We start from the raw sequence: 25,530 nt of genomic DNA, 5'->3' as shown, positions 1-25,530 counted from the left end.
ATGCGCCCGCAAACGAGCACTAAATAACAATAGATAAGATGGAATCGACATGAGAAGAGCTGTTATTACAGGATTAGGCATTGTTTCAAGTATCGGGAACAATAAGCAAGAAGTGACCGAGTCATTGAAACAAGGCCGTTCAGGCATTACATTTTCTCAGCAGTTTGCTGATATGGGCTTGCGCAGCCAAGTCTGGGGTGAAGTTAATATCGACCTAGCTGAACATATTGATCGCAAAGCACTGCGCTTTATGGGATCCGCTGCAAGCTATGCTTATATTGCAATGCAACAAGCTATCGAAGATGCTGGTTTACAAGAAAGCGACTATTCAAATGAACGAGTAGGTATTATTGCGGGGTCTGGTGGTGCATCTTCTGAACATCAAGTTGGCTCAGCGGATACGTTACGTCAAAAAAGCGTTAAGCGTATCGGTCCTTACATGGTGACAAAATGTATGGGCAGCACAGTATCGGCATGTCTAGCGACACCCTTTAAAATTAAAGGCGTTAACTATTCAATTTCCTCTGCTTGTGCTACCAGCGCACATTGTATTGGTAATGCTTTAGAAATGATTCAATTAGGCAAGCAGGACATGATATTTGCTGGTGGTGGTGAGGAGCTACATTGGGCACTCTCAAGTCAATTTGATGCGATGGGTGCACTTTCTACAAAGTACAACGATAACCCGTCGGTTGCGTCAAGAACGTATGATGCGGACCGCGATGGTTTTGTAAGCTCAGGCGGTGGCGGTATGGTCGTTGTTGAAGAGCTTGAGCATGCTTTAGCGCGCGGAGCTAAAATTTACTGTGAAATTGTTGGCTACGGCGCAACTTCGGATGGTTATGACATGGTAGCACCTTCAGGAGAGGGCGCAGTGCGTTGCATGAAACAAGCACTTGCCGGAATCGAACAGAAGGTAGACTATTTGAATACTCATGGCACATCAACACCAGTTGGTGATGTTAAGGAGCTAGAAGCAATTCAAACACTTTTTGGCAAAGATAGCCCTGCAATGAGCGCAACAAAATCACTTACCGGTCATGCTCTAGGTGCCGCCGGTGTTAACGAAGCAATCTACAGTATCTTGATGATGGAAAATGATTTTATTGCGCCATCTATTAATATCGACAACTTAGATGATGCAGCAAAAGGTCTAGATATCGTGACTGAAAAACGCGACACTAAGTTAGACCTTATTATGTCAAATAGCTTTGGTTTTGGTGGCACAAACGCGAGTTTGGCTTTTAAAAAGTACAAATAGGCGCGGCATTACTCTTAATTGAGATAGCGCCGCTTCTGAGTGGCGCTATCTCACCATCACTTGCATGAATAACATATTGCGTGAATAACGCTAATTAAATTGTTTTTCGTCTCAACTGCTTACCTTCTGTTTATCAATATTTAATGCAGGCTTGTAAAATAGTTGTTTAACTTGTGTTAACTTTATGTGCTACGTAAAATATCAGAACATCGTATATGCCGCATAAAGTATTAGAAGACTACAAGCAAAACGCTTTATTCATGGAAGTTGAAGGGGTGAAGATTGCCTATTGGATGAATGATTGGCAAGAAGATAAACCGCAACTGAGCTTTCTACACGGTTTTCCGAGCGCATCATGGGACTGGCATAATCAATGGCGGGCCTTTGATGGGAAGTTTAATTTGTTAGCATTTGATTTTTTGGGTTTTGGCTTATCTGATAAACCTAGGAATATAAAATACAGTTTGAAAAATCAGGCTGATTTACAAGTGCGTTTGTGGCGTCACTTAAGAGTCAGTAAAAGTCATTTAGTGGCCCATGACTATGGCGTTTCGGTTGCGCAAGAGCTGTTAAGTAGAGAGCATCAGCTTGAAGGTAGTATTCAATTGGAAAGTATATTGTTTCTTAATGGCGGCTTGTTTTCAGAGTCCCATCGTCCACTTTTAACACAAAAGGTGTTAGCAAGTGCTATTGGTGGCTTTGTCGCTAAATTGATAGGAAAACCGAAGCTTAAAAAAACTTTTCAACAAATATTTGGTCCAAACTCCCAACCTAGTCAGGAAGATATTGACGTTTTGTGGTCTCTTCTAGAAATGCATAACGGCACGCATGTAATGCCTCGTATTCTTGGCTACCTTAAAGAACGAGAGGTGTTCAGAGACAGATGGGTTGAAGCTATGACTGCTAACCAACATAAAATTGGTTTTGTAAATGGCATCCACGATCCTATTTCAGGTTTGCATATGTTGGAGCGCTTCAAAAGCTTACTGCCAAACTCTGTCAATATGCCAATAAATGTAGGTCATTACCCTCAGATAGAAGCGCCAGACATTATTACTCACGCTATTAGTACTTTTGTTGACTCGCAAGGAAGATCGTTACACACCTAATCAAAATAGCCGTATTAGTCTCGCTTTGATACACTTCCACCAAAGTAGTTTCTGAGTTGTTAACATTGAAGATTTTGTATGATGAGGCGATGCCATATGGCTCGCTTTTTTTTGATGAATTAGGCGATAGCAAGGCGTTTAGTGTTGGTAATCTGAATAGTGAAATACTGAAAAACACTGAAGCGTTACTGGTTCGTTCAACCACTAAAATTGATCAAAGACTGATTAAATTAGCCCCAAAGCTAAAATTTGTTGGAACGGCAACTGCTGGCTTTGATCATTTAGATATGGATTCATTAGAGGACGCCGGCATAAATGTGAGTATTGCATCCGGTTGCAATGCTATTGCAGTTGCACAATACGTTTTATCTGCCATCGCACATCTTTCGAATGTCGATGATTTTAAACTTGAGAATAAAACGTTGGCTATTATTGGAGCAGGGCAAGTGGGATCTGCGTTGTCAGGCTTTTGTGAAGCCCTAGGCCTCGAGTATTACTTATACGATCCGCCCTTACAAGATGCAGGTGATCCAAGAGCGTTTGTGTCTATTGAGCAAGCATTAGCCTGTGACATTGTCTGTTTGCACACGCCTTTGGTGGTAGATGGCCCATATCCAACTCTTCATATGTTTGACAATCAAAGACTAAAAAATCTTCGCCCAGAACAATATTTGATTAATGCATGTCGCGGGGAAGTTATTGATAATAGCGCCCTTTTAGCATTGTTCGAGTCTGGGCATAATCTTAATGTAGTACTTGATGTGTGGGAAAATGAGCCTTGTATAGAGCAAAAGCTAATACCCTTTGTTCGAATAGCGACAGCTCATATCGCTGGGCATACGCTTGAAGGAAAAGCGCGCGGTACGTCAATGCTTTATGATGCTTTGTGCAAATTTACTACTCAAGTAAATGAGTTACAACTTTCAGCATTTCTACCAAGTTATGATAAACCTCATGAACTCAAGAGCAATAGCATGCAAGCCATACTAGACTTGTGTCTCGAGGTGTATGATATATCAAAGGATGATAGAGTTTTTCGTGCAGAAATGGCACAATCGAACGCGTTTAAAGAAATACGTCGAAACTACCCAGTAAGAAGGGAGTATTCAGCCGTTAAAATAGTGAACAAAGATTCACATGCTAATATCAAGACACATGAAATAGCACGAAAATTAGGCTTTGATGTGCAGGACTAACGACAGTTGCCTGAATGCTCAACATGAGCGTAATATTTTTAAAGTTAGGAGAAAGACACAATGTCGCAAGCATTTGATGTTGCCGTATTAGGAGCAACAGGCTTAGTTGGTCAAACAATGATGGATTTACTGGCAGAAAGAGATTTTCCGATTGGAAAACTTTATCCATTAGCCAGTGAGCGTTCTGCTGGTGGAAAAATCGAATTTAAAGGTAAACAAATTGAAGTGCTCAATGCCGATACCTTTGATTGGTCTTTGGCGCAATTCGGTTTCTTTTCAGCTGGTGGCAGTGTTTCTGCTAAATTTGCACCAATTGCCGCAGAAGCTGGGTGTGTAGTCATCGATAATACCTCTCATTATCGTTACGAGCCTGATATCCCGCTAGTCGTGCCAGAGGTAAATGGACATGCTTTAGCAGATTTTAGAAATCGCAATATTATTGCTAATCCAAATTGTTCAACTATACAAATGATGGTTGCACTCAAGCCCATTCAAGATGCGGTAGGCATTGAGAGAATAAATGTCTGCACATACCAATCTGTTTCGGGTGCAGGTAAGTCAGCGATGGAAGCATTAGCGAAACAAACGGCTGCGTTGTTAAATGCAAAGGATGTGACTGATCAAGAGTTTTCTCGACAAATTGCATTTAACGTTATCCCACAAATTGATGTGTTTCAAGATAATGACTACACCAAAGAAGAAATGAAAATGGTGTGGGAAACACAAAAAATAATGGGCGATGATTCTATTTTGGTTAATCCTACAGCTGTTCGTGTACCAGTCTTTTATGGGCACGGCGAAGCTATCCACATTGAGACGCGCCAACAAATCGATGCTGAAGACGTGAAGGCTCTTCTTAGAAATGCGCCTGGCGTGAAATTGTATGAAAATCGCGAAGAGTTTCCTACTCAGGTTTGTTCGGCTAGCGGTAATGATGCAGTGCACGTTGGCCGAGTAAGAAACGACGTTTCGCATTCTCACGGTATCAATATGTGGGTCGTTTCAGATAATATAAGAAAAGGTGCAGCAACTAATAGTGTTCAGATTGCAGAAACCTTAATTCGCGATTATCTTTAGTAAAATCTAATACTTGCCGATAATACTTTAAAGGGTACACTCATCCTTTAAAATATATTTTTAACGGGATAGGGCAATTTGCCTTGTCCCGTTTCCTTATTTTAGTTTGATATTATTGATTGGAGCATAAGTTTTCAGATATGCGATTCACCTTTAAGCTTGTCTATACAATCTGGTTAGCACTTTTACTGGTATTCTCTTCGTCGGTGCTTGCTCAGGGTGCGCAAATACAGGGGCCTCGTGACTCAGCAGGGGTGTATTCTGGTGTTGTTTACGGTCCAATAGACCAAAGCGATACGCTATGGGGGATTGCGAGTCGATACAAGCAAGGGTCAGAATTTACCGTATATCAGGTCATGATGGCGATTTACGAACTCAATCGCAATGCATTCGAAAATGGTAACTTTAACACTATGGTTAATGGCTCAATGCTACAGCTGCCAAGTGACCGTTACATTGCTAGAGTCGACCCTCAACGCGCAAAAGCGAAGGCAGAACGGGATGATCGGGCTTTTGGGCGAACGCCCGCCAATAGTAATATTCAAGCCCAAGCTGCACTGCCTCCCTCAGCTAACCTAAAACCAGAAATTCCATTAGTAAATAAAGAGGATCTCAGCGCAACTGAACAGCAACTTCAACGCCAATTGAATGGCTTGAGAAGTCAACAAAATAGGCTGTTTGACGAAATTAAAACGCAAATGGAAACTTCAATCAGTAACACTCAAGCGATAGTTGAAAATAATATACAACTTCTTGAGCGATTAGACCAAAACGAGCAAGAGTTTTTACAATTCAGAAGTACGCTCGAATCAGACTTTCAGTCTCGTTTGGACACGCAGTCACAACAAATTCAAGCGTTAACAGATTTGGTCAAAGATGCTCAAGCTCGCGAGCTTGAAAAAGAAGCAAACTCATTAATGGCAACCTTGTCTCAACCAGCGGTGTTGATTGGTGGGTCGGCATTTTTAAGTTTACTTGTGTTAGGTGGACTTGCTTTTTGGTTGTTTAAAAAACCAAAAGTGAGCAGCGAGAGCGCACAAATACCAGCAGCTAAAAAAGCAGTTAGTGAAGATATTATTGACGATGAGTTGGTTATTGGTGAGGCCGATGACTTGCAAGATGATGATACTGACGAGCTCCTTGCTGCCCTAGAAAGTGATGTGGATGATGAAAGTCTGTTAGACGATATCTTATCTGAAGAATTGGAGGAGTCGATCGATGAAGTGCCAATCGAGGGAGACAATTTTGATGAAATTGCCGATGAAATGCTGGTTCCTGACCAAGCCCCTGCGGATGATGCCTCTGAAAGTATTGATTTAGACGACGAAGACGCTGAACAGATTGATTTATCAGACGACGATTTAAGCAAAGCGTTAGATGACTCAGATGATTTAGGAATCGAGGATATAGAGGATGAAGACTCAATCACCAGTGAAGGCGAAACGCTATCTAAATCTGTTGTTGATAATCTGCTAGATGAAGAAGATGAAGAAGATGAAGAGCTAGAAGAAAACTCAAAATTTGATACCGAAGGCGATAATTTACCTGACGGGATCGCACTTGATGGCGATGGACAGATCGATGAAGATACCTTAAATCAAATCGAAGCTAGTATTGTTGAAAAAGATGAAGAGCTAAATGATTTGACCGACGATATTATCGAAGGTATTTCACCAGATGAATCCGTAAGTGACGATGAGGCGTTGAGTCAAGACGATTTAGATAGCCTATTAAATGAAGCTGCGGATGATACTGCGGATGCACAAGAACCCGAAGAAGACTTCGATGAGGATGCTGAAAGTGTTCAAGGTGACATCGAAACTGAAGAGCAGGCGTCTGAAGCTACTTCAGATTCTGAAGCAATTATAGACCTAACAGAGAACACCGAATCAGAAAGCGTCGAACAAAGTATTGACCTTGAAAATGTAACTTCGTCAAGCACACCAGAAGAAGATGATATTACAGATCTTACTGACGAAGGGTTGGAGTCAGGAGATGACATCGAGATTTCTGAAGAAATTATCAGCGTAGAAACTGATGACGTGCCGGAAATTGATGATGACGCTAGTATGATGGCTGAAGAGTTGTTGTCTGAACTCGAATCTTCAGCCGAGGACGAAAGTGTCGAAGATGAGCTTGATGCGCTTCTTGATGAAATGGATGTTGATGAGGAGTTGGTCGTTGATGAAATGATGGCTGAAATTCCTTCTTTAGCAGAAGAAATGTCATCCATGAACTTTGAAAAAAGCACTGATAGTGAATCAAGTGAAGAGAATCTTGATTTATCAGTACCAGTTGAAGAGCAACAAGTTGATACTGATAATGTTCTTGAGCCAGAGCCAGAGCCAGAGCCAGAGCCAGAGCCAGAGCCAGAGCCAGAGCCAGAGCCAGAGCCAGAGCCAGAGCCAGAGCCAGAGCCAGAGCCAGATGATCCATTTGAGCAGTTAGAAAGAGCCGAACTTGACGGAGATGATGATGTATTGTCTGAGTTACCTGATTTGGACGGTTGGCTAGATGAAGACGAAGCCAAACAGGATACTCAAACCAATTCAAATCAAAGTCAAACTGACGAAATCAGCTCCGACATTGATACCAATATCAATTCAGACGATATCGATGATGAGTTGCTCAAAGAAATTGAAAACGCTGACTTTGATTCATTACTCGAAGAAGTTGAATCGATAAGTGACGAAGACAGTGAAACACTTGATAACCCTGACCTTGATTTAAGCGCCTTACTAGATGAAACCGCTGACGAATTGGGTGAGAATGAAGATTATGTTGATGTTGATGCGCTTTTAGAAGAAAGTGAGTCTGCTCCGCAGCTAAAGGATGAAGACCTAGAACTTAAGCTCAACATGGATATTCCTTCAATGAGTGATGGTGATATTGAAGAGAGTATGAACATATCTGAAGAAGCCACCAATCAAGCTAGTAACCTCGACCTAGCGCAAGTATATATCGATATGGGGGATACTGAGGCTGCTGTTGAAACACTTCAAGAGGTGCTCGAGAAAGGTGATGCAGCCCAACGAATAGAAGCTAAAGGCTTATTAGAGAAGATTGATCAATAGAAGCGCCCTGTTGGCTTGAAAGTGACTTATAACACTTTGCGCTAGCTAAAAGATTATTTGATTGCTGATCAGTACGCGCAGGGGTGCGACTGAGCACACCCTTTGGGTTATTATTTTCGCTGAGGTATGAGCTAGACAGTCACTGAATATGACTTAAGCTTAATATAGTTAAGCATCTAAAGGTATATTGAATTCTTCGGGTAACTCGAAGTCTCCTTTAACCTCAGCAACTCTTCCTTCTTCGAATCTAATGATAAGGTCTTTTTTAAAGTCTTCTCCACGCTTTTTCATGCCGCGTTTCATTTCGTAAACGTAGTACCACGTATCGTTGTCAAACGAGTCTTTGACTACTGGGTTACCTAAAACAAAAATAACCTGTTCTTTTGTCATCGCGATACGAAGTTTCTCAACGTCCCTGTCATCTAAGTAATTGCCTTGAGGTACATCTATTCGAAATATCCAATTAGAGCAGGCTGTAGTACTTAGGGTGACAATTACAAGAGCAACAACAGACAAAAACTTCATTTAACACCTATTAAAACTAAACTATACGGATTTTGTGATGATTGAGGGCGCCCAAGCGCAATTTGATAGAAGTGGACACTAACGCATCCATCAATTTGACTATCCATGGACTCAAACGACGCACGATGCTATCACGTTACTCAGACCTTTTAAATTTTAATTAGTTCGTTAGCTTAATTTTAATAGTTCTCTTGCATTAGCTAAGGCACTGTCTGTTAGTTTATCGCCGGCAAGTAAACGTGCAACTTCATTGACTCGTTCGTTATCAGTTAGTTTGAGTATCTTTGTTTCGCTGGTTTTAGTATCAGTTAATTTAGTTACAAATAACTGGTTGTGACCTAATGCAGCAACTTGAGGTAAGTGTGTTACACAAAGCACTTGTGACTCTGCACCCAATTTTCTGAGGAGTTTGCCGACGATCGCCGCAGTAGGGCCACTTATACCGGTATCTACTTCATCGAATATCAATGTAGGTGTGTTATCTGTGCCTGAGGTAATCACTTGAATAGCCAATCCAATTCGAGATAGTTCACCACCAGATACTACTTTTTCAAGTGTATCCGCCGCTAATCCGGGATTAGTCGCTACTTTTATATTGATGAGATCTTGGCCGAATGCATTGACAGGAATGGTACTATCAAATTCTACATCAACTTCTAGCACTGCATGAGGCATGTTCATCTCTCTGATGCTAGTTTGAATTTCTTTGCCTAGTTTGAGTGCTGCTTTTTTGCGTTTATTGCTGAGGCTCACCGCCAATGATTCGTATTCTTCTTGTCTTTGCTTGCAAGAGGCTTGCAAGGCTTCGATTTGACTCTCGTCTTGATTCAATTGTTTAAACTCTGCATCCAATTCCATATGCTTTGAAAATAAGAGCTCAGGATCGACATGGTGCTTTCGAGCAAGGTCCATAGCTTGAGAGTAACGTTGCTCGACTTGTTGAAGTCGCATAGGGTCGATTTCTAACTGCTCACAATATTGCCTAATTTCTTGTGAAGCTTCTTCAACCTGAATCGCTGCTTCGTTCAACATCTCGACAATAGGCGACAAACTTGCGTCATGTTCTTTCATTTCGCTTAAATTGTCGGCACTAGAGCGAATAGAGGACAAGGCATTAAAGTCTTCCCCTTCGTACAATTTATGGAAGCTTAATTGTGCCTGCTCTAAAAGCGTTTGACTGTTACTCAGCCTCTTGTGTTCTATTTCTAGCTCTGAGAATTCGTGTTCTCCGATACTAAACTCATCGAGTTCTTGTACCTGATATTGCAATAAATTTCTGCGATCTGCACGCTGTGCTTGTTCGCTGATCAATTCATTTAAAGCCTTTCTTTCACTTGTTAGCGCCTGATAGGCAATTTTAAGCGCATCTAACTCTTTATTATTGCCAGCATAATTGTCTAAAAGTTCACGTTGAAAATTAGGTTTGAGCAATTGGTGATGAGCATGTTGACCGTGGATACTGATCAGCATTTGACCCAATTGTTTAAGTTGAGCGAGAGTGACAACACTGCCATTTACAAATGCTTTTGAACGACCTTCTTGACTAATCACTCTGCGAATAAAACATTCATGTTGATTATCTTCTTGTAACAGCTCGTGTTCAGATAACCAAGATGTAGCCTTTTTCACCGAACTTACATCAAAATAAGCGACGATCTCAGCTTTTTCAGCGCCCGGCCTTACCGAATTAGCATCCGCTCTTGCACCCAAACAAAGGCTTAACGCGTCTATCGCGATAGATTTACCAGCGCCTGTTTCACCTGTAACGACGGTTAATCCATGGTTAATATCTATTTCGACGTTTTTGACAACAGCAAAATTCTTGACCGATATGTAAGTAAGCATTGTTCAGTTCTCACGAGAATTACTCAATTACTGTTAATATATACAGTATTAAATTGGCTGTAAAGTAGGTTTTTAGTTCCGGTGATAATTGCCAGTATCAAATATTAATAAATGACTTACAATGCTTTATAAACTAACTTAATGCGCGATTATTTAGGGAAGATAGATGCATAGGGCTCATTTTTGGATTTATGTTACGGTATTTATTTTAGTTCTCACTTCTGTTTTGGTGTTTCTTCAAACAAACAAAAAAGCTCAATTAGACGACACCAAGTTATTGCACAATATTCGAGTCGAGCCTTCCAAAGAAGTCACTGACCAACGTTTTTTGTTAGAAATACAGCCCGAAAGAACGACTGGATTAATGAATCAAGCTAACTCAAACATATTTACTGCTCTAGAGTTACTCAACAGCGCTAATCTCGCTTACTCGTGTCGAAACATTCCAGAAAGCCAAACTGAACTGGAAGAGTGGATGTTAAACGCAAACCAAAATAACGAGATTCCTGAAATAATCGAAAGTGTCTCATCTAGATTTGATAAATGCGTGAATATTGATCGTAGTATTCATTACGTTGAACGCTTTTTTGAAGCAGCAAAAAAAGGCTCAGACGATGCGGTTGATATGCTTTGGTTTCTCACAAATAGAGAGCTAATTGAGGGATTTGATCTAGCACACCTATCGCGTGATGAGCTTGTGGCTAAGCTAAGTGAAATCAAAGCAGAGATGTACGACTTATCGCGAAACATTGCCCTTTTGGGGGGCGAAAAATCAATGTTTAGGATGATCAGAGGTTTCCAAGATTTTGACCCAGCAACAAAAGGGCAGAATTTTGAAAAATCTTTGGCATATACTTATTTGCTACTGGCTACAACGGACGATAACGACAACTATCAAAAGGCAGACAAGTCCAGACAATGGTTAGAGAAACGCATGACCTCTGATGAAACTAACAACGCGATAAGAATCTTTAATGAGTTGAAGTCAAAATACAAAAGAATTTAATCCTTGAATACCTTTGTAAGAATGAAATATGCATACTACAGACAACAAATAATCGCTAAAGCGGAAATGAAACTTTCCCCATGGAAACCCAAGGATAATCAGAATTACTAGACTGTCTTTGAGCCTCATTTACATCACTAGCAACCAATTGATTTGCCAAAATTGCAAACAACATCGCTTCTTTTGCATCAGGGTCTAAGCCGATTGCTTCACTGGTGCCATCGAGCGGACGCTTTAGATATTGTTCGATATTCCTGATTAAGTATTTATTCAAGTATCCACCACCGCTGAGTAAAATCTGTGTATGTGCTAAATCATTGGTAACAGATCTGATTGCATCAGCAATGCATCGTGCTGCGAAATGATTTAGAGTACATAGAATATCGAACTTGCTGATTTTTTTGAGGCTATTTGAAGAAAATATGTTTGTTAGCCAGTCTAGATTAAAATAATCCTGTCCTGTTGTACGAGGAAGCGATTGCTCAAAGAACGCATCATTCATCAATGCACTGATCAATCCATCATGAACCTTACCCGAAGCTGCAATGTCACCATTTTTATCGTATGGTTTGTTGAAGTGCTGCTGCACAAAAGCATCCATCAGTGTATTTCCTGGTCCAACATCGGTGCAAACGACCTCGTTTATGCTGGCATCTGTCGGGAAATAGCTAAAGTTTGCGATTCCGCCGATATTAAGAAGTACCCTGGCTTGCGCTGCGCGACCTGTTAATAAATAGTCTCCGTAAAGCGCAAGGGGAGCGCCTTCGCCGCCATGTGCGATATGCTTCTGCCTAAAATCACTGACGGTAATAATTCCTGTCTTTGCTGCGATATGGTCGCCATCTCCGACTTGTAAGGTGGCATTGGGTTGATTGGGAATTTTGTGTTGTCGTTTGGGCATATGGAAAATAGTTTGCCCGTGACTCGCAATTAGGTCTATTTCTTCGCTTGTTCGCCCCCAACCTGCAAGCGTTTGATTGATGAGCGATGCATGCATACTTGCAGTTGTCACGTTCAATAAACAAAGGTCAGTTGATTTAACGTGAGATTTGGCGAAGACCTCTCGCGTTTGCTCTTTAAACTGTGTTGGATATTCTGCCGTTGTAAATGCTAATAGTTCAACCTGAGTATCAAAGTCAGCGCCACTGACTTTGCATAAGGCGATATCAAGCCCATCAAGGGAAGTGCCACTCATTAAACCTAGAATAAGCCTTGAGGGTTTATGAGCAAGCTGATGCAGTTTGTTTATTTGTGACAACATTTAGTAAAGTTTGCTACCCCAACCGAGCTTCGTTCGAAGCACATTGAAATAGTTATAGTCGGGTGGATGAATAAGGTTGAGTTTATCTGGATTCTTTCTGATCACGACTTCATCACCGGGCTCTAAGGTGATGACAATGTGACTATCACAACTTACCTGTAGATTTTGCGTATTTGCTTTGGATACACGCAAGGTTATCTCGCTATCCGCATCGACAACAATCGGGCGGCTACTCAAAGTATGAGGAAACATCGGTACAAGCGTGAGTGCATTTAGTTGAGGCATTAAAATCGGACCACCACCTGACAAGGAGTAAGCGGTCGACCCTGTAGGCGTGGCAACAATCAAGCCATCGGAACGTTGACTGAATACAAACTGCTTATCTATATACAGTTCAAACTCCATCATATGCGCGACTTTTGTATGGTGAAGCACGACTTCATTTACCGCAGCGTCTGCACTTTGAAGGGAGCCATTGCGAAATACACTGGTTTCAAGCACAAAGCGGGCTTCTCGATGACCTTGTCCGTCGAATAAAAGCGCCAGCTGACGAGCAATATCTTCAGGGCTAATGTCAGTCAAAAAACCTAAGTTTCCTCGGTTAACACCGACCACATCAATTTGATGCTTAGCTAATACTCTTGCAGCGCCCAACATATAGCCGTCGCCACCTACCACAATAGCCAAATCACACGCCTGACCAATTTCATCTAAGCTACAAACTTGTAAAGACTTATCTAGGATTTCGTCTTCGATACGTTGTTCGATGAGTATTTTGCATTGCCTAGCGGTGAGTTCTTTAACCAAGGCATTCAAACTATCGTGAGTACCTGAGTGTGCAGGTTTTCCAATCAAGCCGACTGTTTTATAAGGCATTATATTGCGATTTCTTAACTTCAATAGGCTACGATAAACGCAAGTAAAAGCAAGATGCAAGTAAATCTTGGTTTTACTTGATGTTTATCAGTAATTGACAAGCCTATCTCGCTACCCAACCGCCGTCTAATACCAAGGTTTGCGCAGTCATATTGCGCGCAGCAGGTGATATTAAAAATTCAGCAGTACCTGCAAGTTCTTCAACGCTGATGAATGCTTTTTTGGGCATAGGTGCAAGCATAATGTCTGAAACAACTTGTTCTTCCGTCATGTTGTTTTCTTTTGCTTGAGCCGCTATTTGTTGTTCGACTAAGGGCGTTTTTACATAGGCAGGGCACAAGGTGTTAATTGTAATGTTGGCATCACCCATTTCTAAGGCAATGGTTTTTGAAAAACCTAAGAGTCCGTGTTTTGCAGCGACATACGCTGACTTAAATGGCGAGGCGACCAACGAATGTATCGAGCCCACATTGATAATACGGCCAAAGTCGTTTTTGCGCATATTTGGTAAAAATGCCTGAGTAAGCAGTGCAGGTGCAACGAGCATAATATCTATTAATCGTTGCCACTTTTCTGCGGGAAAATCCTCGATACGACTGACGTGCTGTATACCTGCGTTGTTGATTAATACGTCTACTGGGGTATCTTTCAATTGCTCAGGTAGCTGGGCAACTGCTGAAGCATTGCATACATCAATTTGTATTGCTTGTGCGCTTCCGCCCCTACTTTGCAAGGATTTAGCTGCTTGTTCGGCTGCATCTTGATTGATATCGGCGATGATAATGTGGTGACCCAGTTCGCTAAAATGTGCTGCGATCCCAAAACCGATCCCACTTGCGCCACCCGTTATAAATATGTTTTTTGAACTCATATTGCGCTTCCTTGGTTTTTATCGCGTTTTACTTTGGTAACTTATTGAATTGCTCACCTGACTGTTATTGAATTACTCACCTGATTTAATTAAATCAGCCGGAAATAACAAGTTTGCTTAGATTTTGAATCATAGTGTGAACCGCCATGATTTGCTCGCCTTTTTTATTTGCGTAATCTTCAGAGGTATATCCCCACCAATCCCAACAACCTTGAGGGTTTAAAGGCATGAATAAGGATTTTTTTGTCTGTGGATATAGAACTAAAATATTATTGCTCTGTGCCCATACATTTAGACCAGTATTTTCAACATACTCTCGTCCAACGGCGTCTGCGAATTGATTGCATCCATGAAAACTAACATGCACCTTACAAGCTTGCCCTTGTGCGCATCCGCTGGGCACAAAGGCATATCCAGTATCGGCAAGGTCAGAGGCATACTCGCCGCCTAACTCGCTCTGCTCAAATTCGATGATTTGTGTAGCAAGTGAGTCTGCTGATTCACGCGATTTATCTTTCAAATCAGAGTATAAGTGAGACAAAAATTCACCCGCTGCATCATAGTCACAATTCCCAATAAAAGGAGCTTGAGATATTGAGCATTCATGTCCGCTAGCGAGTGTCGGAAAATGGTGGGCGAATGGTTTATCGGAAATATAAACTAGATTTTCTGCTTCTATCCAAGCTGAATATTGCGCGGCGAGCATATCCGCTGCTTTGCGATTTACTTTATCGTCGTTCTGGCCATGCAGAATCCAAACCTTGTCATTTTTGTGAGTGCTTTGCTTAGCTAAGAGCCCTTTAGATTGGTAAGACGCTACTTTTTCTTGTAATACATCTAAACTTAAAAACTCTGAAGTTTTATTCACGCACTGGGCAAGTGCAGTCCCTATGTCATTTTGTCCACAATAGTAGGGCCCTGTGCCAATTAGTGCGGAACCGTCAACGTATTCAGAATGTGCTAGGTGAAACTGTGTTGCCATGTAACCGCCAGATGACAGGCCTGAAACGGTAACGGAGCTGGTATCAATATTAAGTGCAACACCTTGAATATCTTGATCATCGGCTGCAACTTGTGATGCAAGGCCTAGCGCACATGCAATCGACATCGTGCGAAATGTAGCTTGTTTATTCATCAATTTTCTCCGAGTAAGTATTCGATGCATCTGATTCTAAAAACGATTTGATCAATTGAGCTTGTTGGCTAATCGCAGATACGCCGTCTAAGTGACCAAGACCAGCGGATAACTCTGTATATTGATGTGTGTTATCGGGTGATACTGTTCTCAAAATATCATGTGCCATTTTTGCGTGATAAGGCATGAGCAGCAAATCATCAGCGGAGGGGATGAAAAGCGTTTTTGCTTTGATGTTCGCTAAACCTTGCCGCAAAGAATCTCCGTGGCCAGTCATAAACAATTGGTTAGCTTTCACTAAATATAAAAGGTGATTTGCATCCATTAATTCAGCACGCTCCTTTGCCCGGTCATAAAGCCACTGATTAATTGAGTGCTTTGCAAGGATACTCTTTGAGGCAGCTTCTTCTAGTGGTTTATAATTGAGTTGTTCGCCTATTTGAGCAAAAAACTTAGGATGCAGTGCTGATTGAGTAATAAACATCAGCGCGGCTGTTAAACCTTCAATGGGCGGCTTACCCGAGTAGTAATTTCCCTCATTCCAATTTCGATCTAGTTTTATCGGGATCGTCCATTGTTCAAGTGCTGCGGATGTCCAAGGATCACTTGAGGCGGAACCAATCACCGAGACTAGTCGTTTGACTTTATCAGGATAGGCACTGGCCCATTCAATTGCTTGCATAGATCCCATTGATGGACCCAATACGGCATGCAAGGTTTCTATACCCAGACTATCGAGTACAGACTTTTGAACATTGACAAAATCTCTCATCGTCACAATGGGAAAGCTTAGCCCATAAGGCTTTCCAGTATCTGGATTAATACTCGCGGGGCCAGTTGTGTGCACATTAGGATCATGTGCGGAAATATTAACTAAGCTATCGACACTGATCACAAAAAACTTATTGGTATCAATGGCCTTGCCGGGTCCAATAATACTGTCCCAATAACCTGGTTCGGCATCATCGTGTTTGTATTTTCCAGCGGCATGGGAACTGCCGGTAAAATAATGAGTGATTAATACTGCATTAGATTTAGTGTCATTTAAGTTTCCATAGCTTTCCCAGCCGACTTTGACATCTTTTATTGTGACACCTAAAAACGTATCGAAACTGTCTATTCGATGAATTTGCTTTTTAACTAATGCTAGATTTTCCACTTGTTTTTCTTCCATGGGTGGCACTTGCTCATTATTCATTGCATTCGAGAGTAGCGACATTGTGGTAAGTAATACCAAAAAACTCAGACAAATGGTTCGTCGAATTGTCAGTTTAAACAAATTGAACCTAGTTATTTCTCTTTTCTTGGTAATAAACGGTTTTATTTTGAACATTTTTGAATAGCTCAACCTTAAAACATAATAAATAGGCCAATGGCCATCGCAAGCCCAATAAGCGGCACAACAACAGTTAACGCTGCCATGGGGCCGTATGCACGTTGATGGGTTTCGTTACATATTGCGCGTATTGTGGTGACAACGTAGCCATTGTGGGGCAATGAATCAAGCGCTCCGGACGAAATTGAAACAATTCTGTGCAATTCTTCAGGATCGACGCCTTGGTCAAGGTAATGTGGACCAACTAAGGGCAGGGCAATAGCTTGTCCACCCGATGCCGAGCCGGTTAATCCTGCAATGACACTCACTGCAATAGCAGCACCGATCAATTCATTGCCCGGAATGGCTGTCATTATCGTCACCGTTTCTTGAAAAGCGTCGGTTGTTTTAGCAATTGAACCAAAGCCAACCACCGCGGCGGTATTACCGATCGCGATCAATGCGCCTGTGGTGCCGAGATTCACTGCGCGTCCAAGATTGATAAAGTATTTATAGTTAATCAACATAAGGCTTAGTACTCCGCCACCTAAGGCGACGATGAGTGCCAGTTGAGCAAGGGCCTCGTGTAATAAGAATGAAAGTACGAGAACGACTAGCAAAGGAATAAAACCTGTAAATGGATTTGGGAGAGGCCGATCCGTGATTTCAGGGTCATTATCATAGGCTTCAAAGGCTTCCCCATTCGCAACCGCTTTGTTGACCATCTTGCTCAGCCAATAGTAACCAAATAAGGCCATGAATACTGCGACGACTAAGCTGACTTCCCACGCTGCAAAAGGTGATGTACCTAAATATTTAATCGGGATCCAGTTTTGTATTTCAGGAGAGCCTGCAGAAGTCATGGTGAATGTGACTGAACCAAATGCCATTGTAGCGGGAATAAAACGTCTGGGCAGGTTGGCGTCTTTGAATAAGCTCAAAGCCATTGGGTAAACAGAAAATGCCACGACGAATACGCTAACACCGCCGTAGGTCAAGATTGCACAAGCTGCAACAACGGCGAACACCGCGCGCTTATAGCCTAGCTTGGCAATGATCCATCGCGCAAGCGAATCGGCAGCGCCAGTATCTTCCATAAATTTGCCAAATAAGGCACCAAGTAGAAACATGAAGAACCACGAGGCGATAAAACCAGTGAAACCCGACATATAGGTGGCGACAAAGTTGCCATCACCCAAAAATACAGGCAAGCCATTGGTCAAGGCGACTAATAAGGCGCATAGCGGAGCAGCGATAAATAAATTCATGCCGCGAATGGTTAGGAAAATCAGTAAGCCAAGCCCACCAATTAAACCAATAAGACTGATCATGTAAATGATTCCTGTTTTGATATTTCTAAGTTCATTCAATATTCAAATTGGTCGCATTAAATGAGACTTCAATATGTTAATAAAATGCGCAAATAAGTCGCATTTCACCTATGTATTTGTTGCTGCAAATACTCAGGAATGTTTGCAAGTCTAAGTAAAGTATTGATTTTATTCGATAGTACGATCGTACTATTACATTTTTCGATCGATTAACTTAAATTTAACAAAGCCGCAAATGCTTCATGAAAACATAGATGCCTAGTTGAGCGATTTAATCGCGCTACATAAATAAATTAAAAGAGAGAATTAGGGACACACATGAACAGATCGACTCGTAAGTCTTTTAACCGTAAAAGCAAGACAACACTATTTAACGCAAGCGTGCTAAGCCAAGCGGTGTTAGCAGCCTTGTTGAGCAGTCCAATCATAGCTAGTGCTCAAGAGCAAGAAGCAAAAGGAGGCTTAGAAGTCATTGAAGTCACTGCTCGTAAAACCAGTGAGTCTTTACAAGAAGTCCCACTTGCTGTGACATCTATAGGCGGGCAAGAGTTAGCAGAAAAAGGTATTTCTGTACTTACTGAAGTGCAAGCCTTTTCGCCCAACACCACCTTACAAACTAGCCGTGGCACTAACTCAACACTAACAGCCTTTATTCGTGGTGTAGGACAGCAAGACCCTTTATGGGGCTATGAACCAGGCGTGGGGATTTATATAGATGATGTATATATGGCAAGGCCACAAGGTGCTGTATTAGATCTGTTAGATGTCGATCGAATTGAAGTATTGCGAGGCCCTCAAGGTACCTTATATGGCAAGAATACCATTGGTGGTGCGATAAAGTACGTTACCAAAGAAATGTCGGGTGAAGCACGTGCTACTGCTCAGGCAACTATCGGTAGTTACTCTCAAAGAGACATTAAACTTACTGGGCAAATTCCACTAGTCGAAGACAAGTTATATGTTGGGTTTGGTTTTGCTGATTTGACGCGCGACGGTTTTGGAGAATACTTAATCTCAGCATTACCCAATCAAGATCTAGAAAACTATAATAAAGACCTTTGGGCAGGCAGAATTGATGTCGAGTATTCGCCAACAGACGACCTGTTTATTCGTGTGGGTTACGATAAAACCAAAGATACTTCAAATGCAAAAGGAGGATATCGCCTTCTGCCTAGCTTATTGACCCAAGCGCCTGTGCCCGATAGCGTATTTGATTCATACACTAGTTTGCCGACCTTTAACGAAGTTGAATTAGAGGGTTTTAGTGTAATGGCGCGCTATGACTATTCTGAGAACCTCGAGTTAAAATACATCGGAGCCAGCAGAGAAGGCTATTCGCCTACCAATATTGATTTTGATAACACGCCTTTGGATATTTTTGATGTACCTGCCGAATACAAAGACGAAAATACATCTCATGAATTACAAGCTAACTTTGATAATGGCCGTTATTCCTTGGTAAGCGGTGTGTATCTATACGATGGTGAATCATGCGGAAACTTTGATGCGATTCTCGGTTTTTTGGGCAGAGTCGCGTTTGCGACACCAGGCTTAACACGTGAAGTAACTGGCTGTAACAACTCAGAAAGTTGGGCTGTTTATGCTCAGTCTTCTTTTAATTTAAGTGACCAACTATCGATGACGGTTGGCGCACGCTATACCGACGAAGAAAAAACAGCATTTGTAAACAACGGATTAGTATTTGCCAATGTGTACCCTTCAAGTGGTTGGGTGCCTGGTTACGTTAGACCTGATGGTCAGCTTGTTCCGACAGTACTTGGCAGTGACAGTGATGGTGATGGTGTGTTGGATGCGCCCAAGTCTGAAAGTTGGTCTCGTTTTACGCCTCGTATTGGACTTGAATATCAAGTAAACGATGATTTGATGCTATTTGCATCATATTCTCAAGGCTTTAAGTCAGGCACCTTTAACCCTAGAGCGACCATCAATGAAGACGGTGTTAACCCAGAAATCGTCGACTCTTTTGAGCTTGGAATGAAAAGCGATTGGAATGACTCACTGCGCGCAAACGTCACTTTGTTTTCATTTGATCACAAAGACCGACAGTATGTTGGTTTTGGGCCAGGTAATACTGCAACTGATCTGCAACAAGTGCTTCGCAATGTCGCAGAATCGTCTGCATGGGGTATTGAATCTGAATTTACCTATGTTGCTACAGACAATCTGAGTATTGATCTAGCACTTGGTTATATTGATACAGACGTTGAAGCAGGCAATACCATACCACCGGTAATTGGTTTATCGAATACGCCTGAGATGACCATAAATTTATCTGCGAATTACTTTTTAGAAACTGACTTTGGCAGTTTTGTAATTAATGGCGGCGTATACAGACGAGATGATTACTTGCTTTTCGAGACCAGTGACCTGCTAGAGCAAGATGCGTATAACATGGTGAATGTGAGCGTGGCATGGGAAAGTATGAGTGGTGATTGGTTTGCAAGCCTGCATGCTAAAAACCTAACTGACGAAGAATACTTGGTGGGTGGTTACGACTTTGTCACGCGCGGTGAAAATGGCGAGTTATTGCCCGGTTTAGGCGGTGATTTAACACTAATAGGCTATTACGGCGACCCGCGTACGATTCACTTAACCGTAGGCTATCGTTTTTAATTAGCAAACTGTTCCATTGTGTATTGCAGTCTATTACTTACTGAGTCTAGACTGCTTTTTTGTTTTCAGTAGTTTATGTTCAGGTGTTTGTTTCTTAGCAGATGTTTGAAAATCAAACAAAGACAGGCTAAGTTTACCAAACTAGCATTTGAGGATCGTAATGTGTCGATAGGATATAAGCAGTAGATGGCATCCCTAAGTAGTATTATTGCAGATGATCACCCATTATTTCGTATGGCCTTGCAACAAGCAATTGCTGAGGTGATCGGCGACGAAGTAAGGTTTACTGAAGACTTTGAGCAAACAATCGAGGCGCTTAGCAAACAAGAAAATACTGATTTACTCTTTCTCGACCTGAAAATGCCAGGCAATGATGGGCTCACTGGCCTAATGAATATTATATCTTCGTTTCCCAACCTATCTGTCATCATCGTTTCCGCAGAAGAAAGTGTTCAGGTGATTCACAAAGTGATGGAGATGGGCGCTTGCGCCTTCATTCCCAAATCCAGCTCACTGGATAAAATGGCAGAGGCGGTCGAACATGTATTAAATGGTGGGTTTTGGGTGCCTGATTATATCAACCTTGATGCCATAGAAAACACTGATACCCAAAACGCTGACATCAAAGAAAATCTATCACGATTAGCACAACTCACGCCTAATCAATTAAAAGTATTAAAAATGATGGCTGATGGCTTACTTAACAAGCAAATCGCATATGAACTCAACATATCCGAGTCCACTGTTAAACAACATTCATCACAAGTTCTTAAAAAGCTAGGTCTAAATAATAGAACCCAAGCTGGTGTGATCTACAAACAACTTACGTCTATCGAAAATTAAGTTTTAAGTAGTTTGTTTAAACTGCGTTTTAATACGATTTCTTTGATGGGCTTCGTCATGTAAATTAAATCGTTATTTGCAGCCAAGTTTTGAATGCTTTCATCTCGATTGGCGGTAATTAGTATACCTTTTACAGGGGGATTCATGTTCTTGTTAATTTGCTTGAATAAACTAATTCCATTCTCACCAAAATCTAGATGGTAATCGATGATGGCTATATCAATTTTCTCCGATTCAATACGTATCAAGTCGTTTGAAGATGCGCAGTGATGTACAAGCATTCCCCAAGACTGCAAAAGTGTGCTCATGGCCCGCGTCACCAACGCATCATTTTCGATTAACAAAACATGTTTGCCGCTAAACTGTTCACTGCGTTGAATGACTTGCCTTTCTTGCATAGCTTTAGTTAGCTGACTTTCAGAACGACGCATCGTCAAACTAAATTGCGTACCTTTGTCTAATTCAGAAGCAATTTTAATCTTGATACTAAGAAGCTCACTCAGCTTTTGAACAATTGTTAGCCCCAAGCCAAGGCCTTGGCCAGTATTTGAAGTGCTTACTTGCTTAAACTCATCGAACACAAATTCCAGCTGATCATCAGGTATACCGCTTCCCGTGTCTATTACCACAAGTTTAAAATGTGTTTTACTGACGCGCTTAATACCTAAAACAATTTTACCTTGTTGAGTATAGCGAACAGCATTACTCAACAGGTTTTGAATTATTCGAGATAATAATTGTTTATCTGTATGAACCCAGATAGAGCTTTGAATATAGCTTAATTCGATTCCTTTTTGTTTTGCTATCATCGAAAACTCATGAGCCAAGGGGGCTAACAAATCATCCAGCATAAATAATGTGGGTTGGGGTTTAATCAGACCCGACTCTAGTTTGGTCATATCCAGTAACATAGATAAGAGTTCATTAGCATTATCCAAAGCACCAATCAGGCCGCTTGATAGTTTAATGTCGTCTTCATTAACTTGTTGTTTGTGCAACAAATTGGCAAACAGCGATGCGGCGTTAAATGGTTGCATTAAATCATGGCCAGCGGCAGCCAAAAACTTAGTTTTACTGAGGTTGGCTCTTTCTGCTTCATCTTTTGCTTCGTTGAGTTCTGCTGTTCGGTATTTGACGCGCTGTTCTAGTTCAGACTTTGAGCGTTCAAGTTCTTTTTGAATCTGCATATACTCAGTAATGTCATTAAAGGCAGTGACGTATCCGCCTATCGGTAACGGGCTACCTGAAATTTCCATGGTTAAGCCATTTGACTGAGTCACGACGCGTTTAAATGATTGTTTGTCCTTAATCAATAACAAGCGTTTTTCAATCGCATCTTGATCATCAATCGTCCCTTCAAGCCCTAAAATTCCTCGCTTGGAGTTAAACTCAAGGATATCTTGCAGTTTCATTCCTATTTGAAGATAACCGTCAGGGTATTCAAAAAGCGCTTCGTACTTTTCGTTCCAAGCAACTAAGTTTAAGTCCGCATCCACGAGCCTGATGCCTTGGGGAAGATAATTGACCGAGGATTGCAATAATTCACGGTTGAATTTAAAGCTTTTAGTGGCCATTTCGACCCACTCTCCAAAATCGTCTTTTGAAATGCTGGTGGATGAGCTAATTGCGTCTAGCACGATTTTGGCGCTAGCGTTGCCAAGATGAGCAGATAAAATTTGTCTGGCTCGAGTGAGTTGACTGGCGGTCGCTTGTGCGTTTGGAAACTCAGTATTTTGTTCAAGTAAATCATCGGTGAACGAATGGTTGGGTATCACTTGCTCAAAGGTTTTTGATAGTTGCTCAATAGTCACGCCACGCGAAGTTTTGGTTTCATCATTAAATTGTGGGTTTTCATGACGGTTAGTGATCAGAGAAACAATAACAAAAGTGACAATATTAACTGTAATTGATATTGCGAACCCAGCAGCTAATGCTAAATCAGAGGGTGAGTCTTCAAAATAAAAACCAGCCAATATGCTAGGGTAAAGTAGATAAATTACCCATAGTGACACGCCTAATATCATGCCGCCGAATACACCTTTTAAAGATGCCTTACGCCAGTAGATCGCGCCAATAATTGCAGGAAATGTTTGCGCTAGCAGTGACATCGCAACCGATCCTGTTTTCACCAAACTAGCAGATTGACTCACGTATACATGGTAAAAATAGGCAATGCCGATAATCACTAAAATACTTAGTTGCCGAATTAACAGAATGTTGTCGACACTCAATCCGCGCTGGGCAATGTTTGATTTTTTTATGAAAAACCAAAGTGGAGTAATAAAGTTATTAGCAATCATAATACCCAATGCAAGGGTCGCAACAATGACCATGCTGGTGGATGCAGCCAATCCACCAATAAAGGCACTTATAACCCCCCACATGTTGCCTTGTGACATAGGAATACTAATTGCGAAACTGTCAGAACTAAATTGACCGTCAGGAAATAATAAGGTGCCGGCTAATCCAATGGGTAATACGAACAGACTCATTAAAAGCAAATAACAAGGAAGCACCCATCGTGCAGTTTTTAACTCTTTTTCATTATTAAATTCGATAAAGTTGACATGAAATTGCCTTGGCAAACAAAACATCGAAGCTATACCTAGAACAATGTGGGTTAAATATACCCAAATAGATGACTCAGCATAAAATATCTGACGGCTGGTAGGCTCTGCAAAAGACTTAGCTAATAAGTCGAAAATGCCATCAAACAAGAAATAACAAATATAAATACCGACAAAGCACAACGCGATCACTTTGATGAGCGAACTGAATGCAAGGGTAACCATTAATGCAGAATGCTTTTGGGTTAAATCAAGTTGTCTTGCGCCAAATAAAATCGCAAACAATGCCATTAGTAACGAAACATAAGCGCCAATACTGCTTGACCAACCGCCGCTTTGAATTGAAATCAATGAGATGATCATGGTAATTGCATCAAGTTGAAGTGCAATATAAGGAATGACACCGACAAAACACAATAGCGTTACGGTTCCAGCCAACAGATTTGAATGTTGGTATCTAGCGCCTAAATAATCAGCGAGCGAACTAATATGATGTTTTTGGCAAACCCTTGCAATTTTGAGCAAGGCCGAGTAGCCAAAAATCATCACAAGAATCACACCGAGATATGTCGGAACAAACGCCCAACCAAATTGAATAGCTTGGGTGGTAGTGCCAAAAAATGCCCAAGAAGTGCAATGGATACCCAAGGCCAACGCGTAGACATAAGGCGAGGCTTTTTTCACACGCGTACTTGAAAACATAGCCACCATAAAAACGATTGCCAAGTAAACAAATACGAGTCCTGCAACACTCCAAATTGATAACATAATATTTTTGTGGTTTTTCCTTAAAACACCCCTTGAAGCTATGCAAACAAGCCCCATATACCTTCGCAACAACAAATTATAGCGTGTTTTGAAGGCAAAAAAGCTTGATTTCACACTTGATTAACATATCACCTTAAAGACTAACGCAAAAGTTGCAACAAATGCGGAGAAAAACATGAGCGACGAGCAAAATAAAGCACAAGAAGAGCAAACAGTAGATGAAATGCTGCAAGCCGAAGATAATCAAACTGCCGAAAATGATGCGCCGCTCGAAGGTGAAGTCGTTGATGCACCAGAAGTCGGTGATACCGATATAGAGCGCATTGCTGAACTCGAAGCCGCTCTGGAAACTGCTAACGCGACGATTAGCGGGCAAAAAGACGCAGTGTTAAGAGCAAAAGCTGATAGCGAAAATGCTCGCAGACGCGCTGACCAAGAAGTAGAAAAAGCACGCAAGTTCGCATTAGAACGCTTTGCTGGTGAGTTACTGCCAGTATTGGATAATCTTGAGCGCGCATTACAGGTATCTAACCCTGAAGATGAAAGTGTTAAGCCTATCTTGGAAGGTGTTGAGCTCACGTTTAAATCCTTCGTTTCTACTGTCGAAAAATTTGGAATGGAAGTTGTCGACCCGCAAGGTCAAGCTTTTAATCCAGAGCAACATCAAGCAATGGCGATGCAACCGTCAGAAGAATTTGCGCCTAATACTGTTATGGCAGTTATGCAGAAAGGTTATGTGTTAAATGGTCGCCTGTTGCGTCCAGCAATGGTGATGGTATCGACAGCTACTACTGACGGCATCGATACACAAGCATAAATAAAGGTTTTTGAGTTTT

The 25,530-nt window shown here is 41.5% G+C and carries 18 protein-coding genes; 9 read left to right on the top strand and 9 right to left on the bottom strand.

Translation table 11 applies throughout. The annotated features are described in order from the left end of the window. The first annotated feature begins 49 nt into the window (after nt 1-49). From fabB to KUL10_RS03475, 5 genes are all read left to right on the top strand, one after another. Nucleotides 50-1,261, top strand: a complete 1,212-nt coding sequence (fabB, locus tag KUL10_RS03495) for a beta-ketoacyl-ACP synthase I (RefSeq protein WP_110427481.1) — start codon at nt 50-52, stop codon at nt 1,259-1,261. 215 nt (nt 1,262-1,476) lie between these two features. Beyond that, nucleotides 1,477-2,370 (top strand): alpha/beta fold hydrolase, encoded by an 894-nt coding sequence (locus tag KUL10_RS03490; protein WP_110427480.1) that lies wholly within the window; start codon nt 1,477-1,479, stop codon nt 2,368-2,370. A gap of 65 nt (nt 2,371-2,435) precedes the next feature. Continuing rightward, complete coding sequence (locus KUL10_RS03485; RefSeq protein WP_110427611.1) at nt 2,436-3,566, top strand: 4-phosphoerythronate dehydrogenase; 1,131 nt, start codon at nt 2,436-2,438, stop codon at nt 3,564-3,566. Nucleotides 3,567-3,626: 60 nt separating this feature from the next. Then, nucleotides 3,627-4,643 carry an aspartate-semialdehyde dehydrogenase gene (locus tag KUL10_RS03480; protein WP_110427479.1) on the top strand — a complete coding sequence of 339 codons (1,017 nt, stop codon included), beginning with the start codon at nt 3,627-3,629 and terminating at the stop codon, nt 4,641-4,643. 140 nt (nt 4,644-4,783) lie between these two features. Further along, nucleotides 4,784-7,717, top strand: coding sequence for a FimV/HubP family polar landmark protein (locus KUL10_RS03475; RefSeq protein WP_110427478.1), 2,934 nt, complete (start codon nt 4,784-4,786; stop codon nt 7,715-7,717). Between the two features lie 168 nt (nt 7,718-7,885). On the opposite strand, the gene KUL10_RS03470 is transcribed toward KUL10_RS03475, so the two are convergent. Further along, the gene (locus KUL10_RS03470; RefSeq protein ID WP_110427477.1) at nt 7,886-8,242 is read right to left on the bottom strand and encodes an outer membrane protein assembly factor BamE; all 357 of its coding nucleotides are present in this window, start codon (nt 8,240-8,242) and stop codon (nt 7,886-7,888) included. Nucleotides 8,243-8,410: 168 nt separating this feature from the next. Then, nucleotides 8,411-10,087: a DNA repair protein RecN gene (gene recN / locus KUL10_RS03465; protein WP_110427476.1), complete on the bottom strand. Its 1,677-nt coding sequence runs from the start codon at nt 10,085-10,087 to the stop codon at nt 8,411-8,413. A 166-nt stretch (nt 10,088-10,253) separates the two neighbouring features. On the opposite strand from recN, the gene KUL10_RS03460 reads away from it, so the two are divergent. Continuing rightward, a complete protein-coding gene (locus KUL10_RS03460; protein ID WP_110427475.1) occupies nt 10,254-11,093 on the top strand; it encodes a hypothetical protein in 840 nt (279 codons plus the stop codon). A gap of 55 nt (nt 11,094-11,148) precedes the next feature. On the opposite strand, the gene KUL10_RS03455 is transcribed toward KUL10_RS03460, so the two are convergent. The 6 genes from KUL10_RS03455 to KUL10_RS03430 all read right to left on the bottom strand — a co-directional run bounded on the left by KUL10_RS03455 (nt 11,149) and on the right by KUL10_RS03430 (nt 17,882). Next, entirely contained in the window at nt 11,149-12,354 is a 1,206-nt protein-coding gene (locus tag KUL10_RS03455) for an anhydro-N-acetylmuramic acid kinase (protein WP_110427474.1), read from the bottom strand. Beyond that, on the bottom strand, nt 12,355-13,230 hold the full coding sequence (gene nadK / locus KUL10_RS03450) for an NAD(+) kinase (protein ID WP_110427473.1): 876 nt from the start codon (nt 13,228-13,230) through the stop codon (nt 12,355-12,357). It abuts the gene before it with no gap. Nucleotides 13,231-13,333: 103 nt separating this feature from the next. Further along, a complete protein-coding gene (locus KUL10_RS03445) occupies nt 13,334-14,101 on the bottom strand; it encodes a 3-hydroxybutyrate dehydrogenase (protein WP_110427472.1) in 768 nt (255 codons plus the stop codon). A gap of 94 nt (nt 14,102-14,195) precedes the next feature. Beyond that, nucleotides 14,196-15,236, bottom strand: coding sequence for a PHB depolymerase family esterase (locus tag KUL10_RS03440; RefSeq protein WP_110427471.1), 1,041 nt, complete (start codon nt 15,234-15,236; stop codon nt 14,196-14,198). Continuing rightward, complete coding sequence (locus tag KUL10_RS03435) at nt 15,229-16,434, bottom strand: homoserine O-acetyltransferase (RefSeq protein ID WP_233499677.1); 1,206 nt, start codon at nt 16,432-16,434, stop codon at nt 15,229-15,231. Before KUL10_RS03435 ends, KUL10_RS03440 begins: the two co-directional genes overlap by 8 nt. Nucleotides 16,435-16,586: 152 nt before the next feature. After that, nucleotides 16,587-17,882 carry a GntP family permease gene (locus KUL10_RS03430; RefSeq protein WP_110427469.1) on the bottom strand — a complete coding sequence of 432 codons (1,296 nt, stop codon included), beginning with the start codon at nt 17,880-17,882 and terminating at the stop codon, nt 16,587-16,589. Nucleotides 17,883-18,200: 318 nt separating this feature from the next. Between KUL10_RS03430 and KUL10_RS03425 the strand changes: the two genes are divergently transcribed. Then, the gene (locus tag KUL10_RS03425) at nt 18,201-20,516 is read left to right on the top strand and encodes a TonB-dependent receptor (RefSeq protein WP_110427468.1); all 2,316 of its coding nucleotides are present in this window, start codon (nt 18,201-18,203) and stop codon (nt 20,514-20,516) included. A gap of 186 nt (nt 20,517-20,702) precedes the next feature. Continuing rightward, on the top strand, nt 20,703-21,359 hold the full coding sequence (locus KUL10_RS03420; protein ID WP_110427467.1) for a response regulator transcription factor: 657 nt from the start codon (nt 20,703-20,705) through the stop codon (nt 21,357-21,359). Here the strand turns inward: KUL10_RS03420 and KUL10_RS03415 are convergent. Then, nucleotides 21,356-24,694, bottom strand: a complete 3,339-nt coding sequence (locus KUL10_RS03415) for a PAS domain-containing hybrid sensor histidine kinase/response regulator (RefSeq protein ID WP_110427466.1) — start codon at nt 24,692-24,694, stop codon at nt 21,356-21,358. The two genes, KUL10_RS03420 and KUL10_RS03415, sit on opposite strands and share 4 nt — an antisense overlap. A 175-nt stretch (nt 24,695-24,869) precedes the next feature. On the opposite strand from KUL10_RS03415, the gene grpE reads away from it, so the two are divergent. After that, nucleotides 24,870-25,511 (top strand): nucleotide exchange factor GrpE, encoded by a 642-nt coding sequence (gene grpE, locus KUL10_RS03410; RefSeq protein ID WP_110427465.1) that lies wholly within the window; start codon nt 24,870-24,872, stop codon nt 25,509-25,511. The last annotated feature ends 19 nt before the right edge of the window (nt 25,512-25,530 follow it).

Origin of the sequence: Glaciecola sp. KUL10, assembly GCF_003203515.1 — a bacterium.
Classification (GTDB): Bacteria; Pseudomonadota; Gammaproteobacteria; order Enterobacterales; family Alteromonadaceae; genus Glaciecola.
Note: the sequence above shows the minus strand (reverse complement) of the source record. Positions and strands in the feature narration are given on the sequence as shown.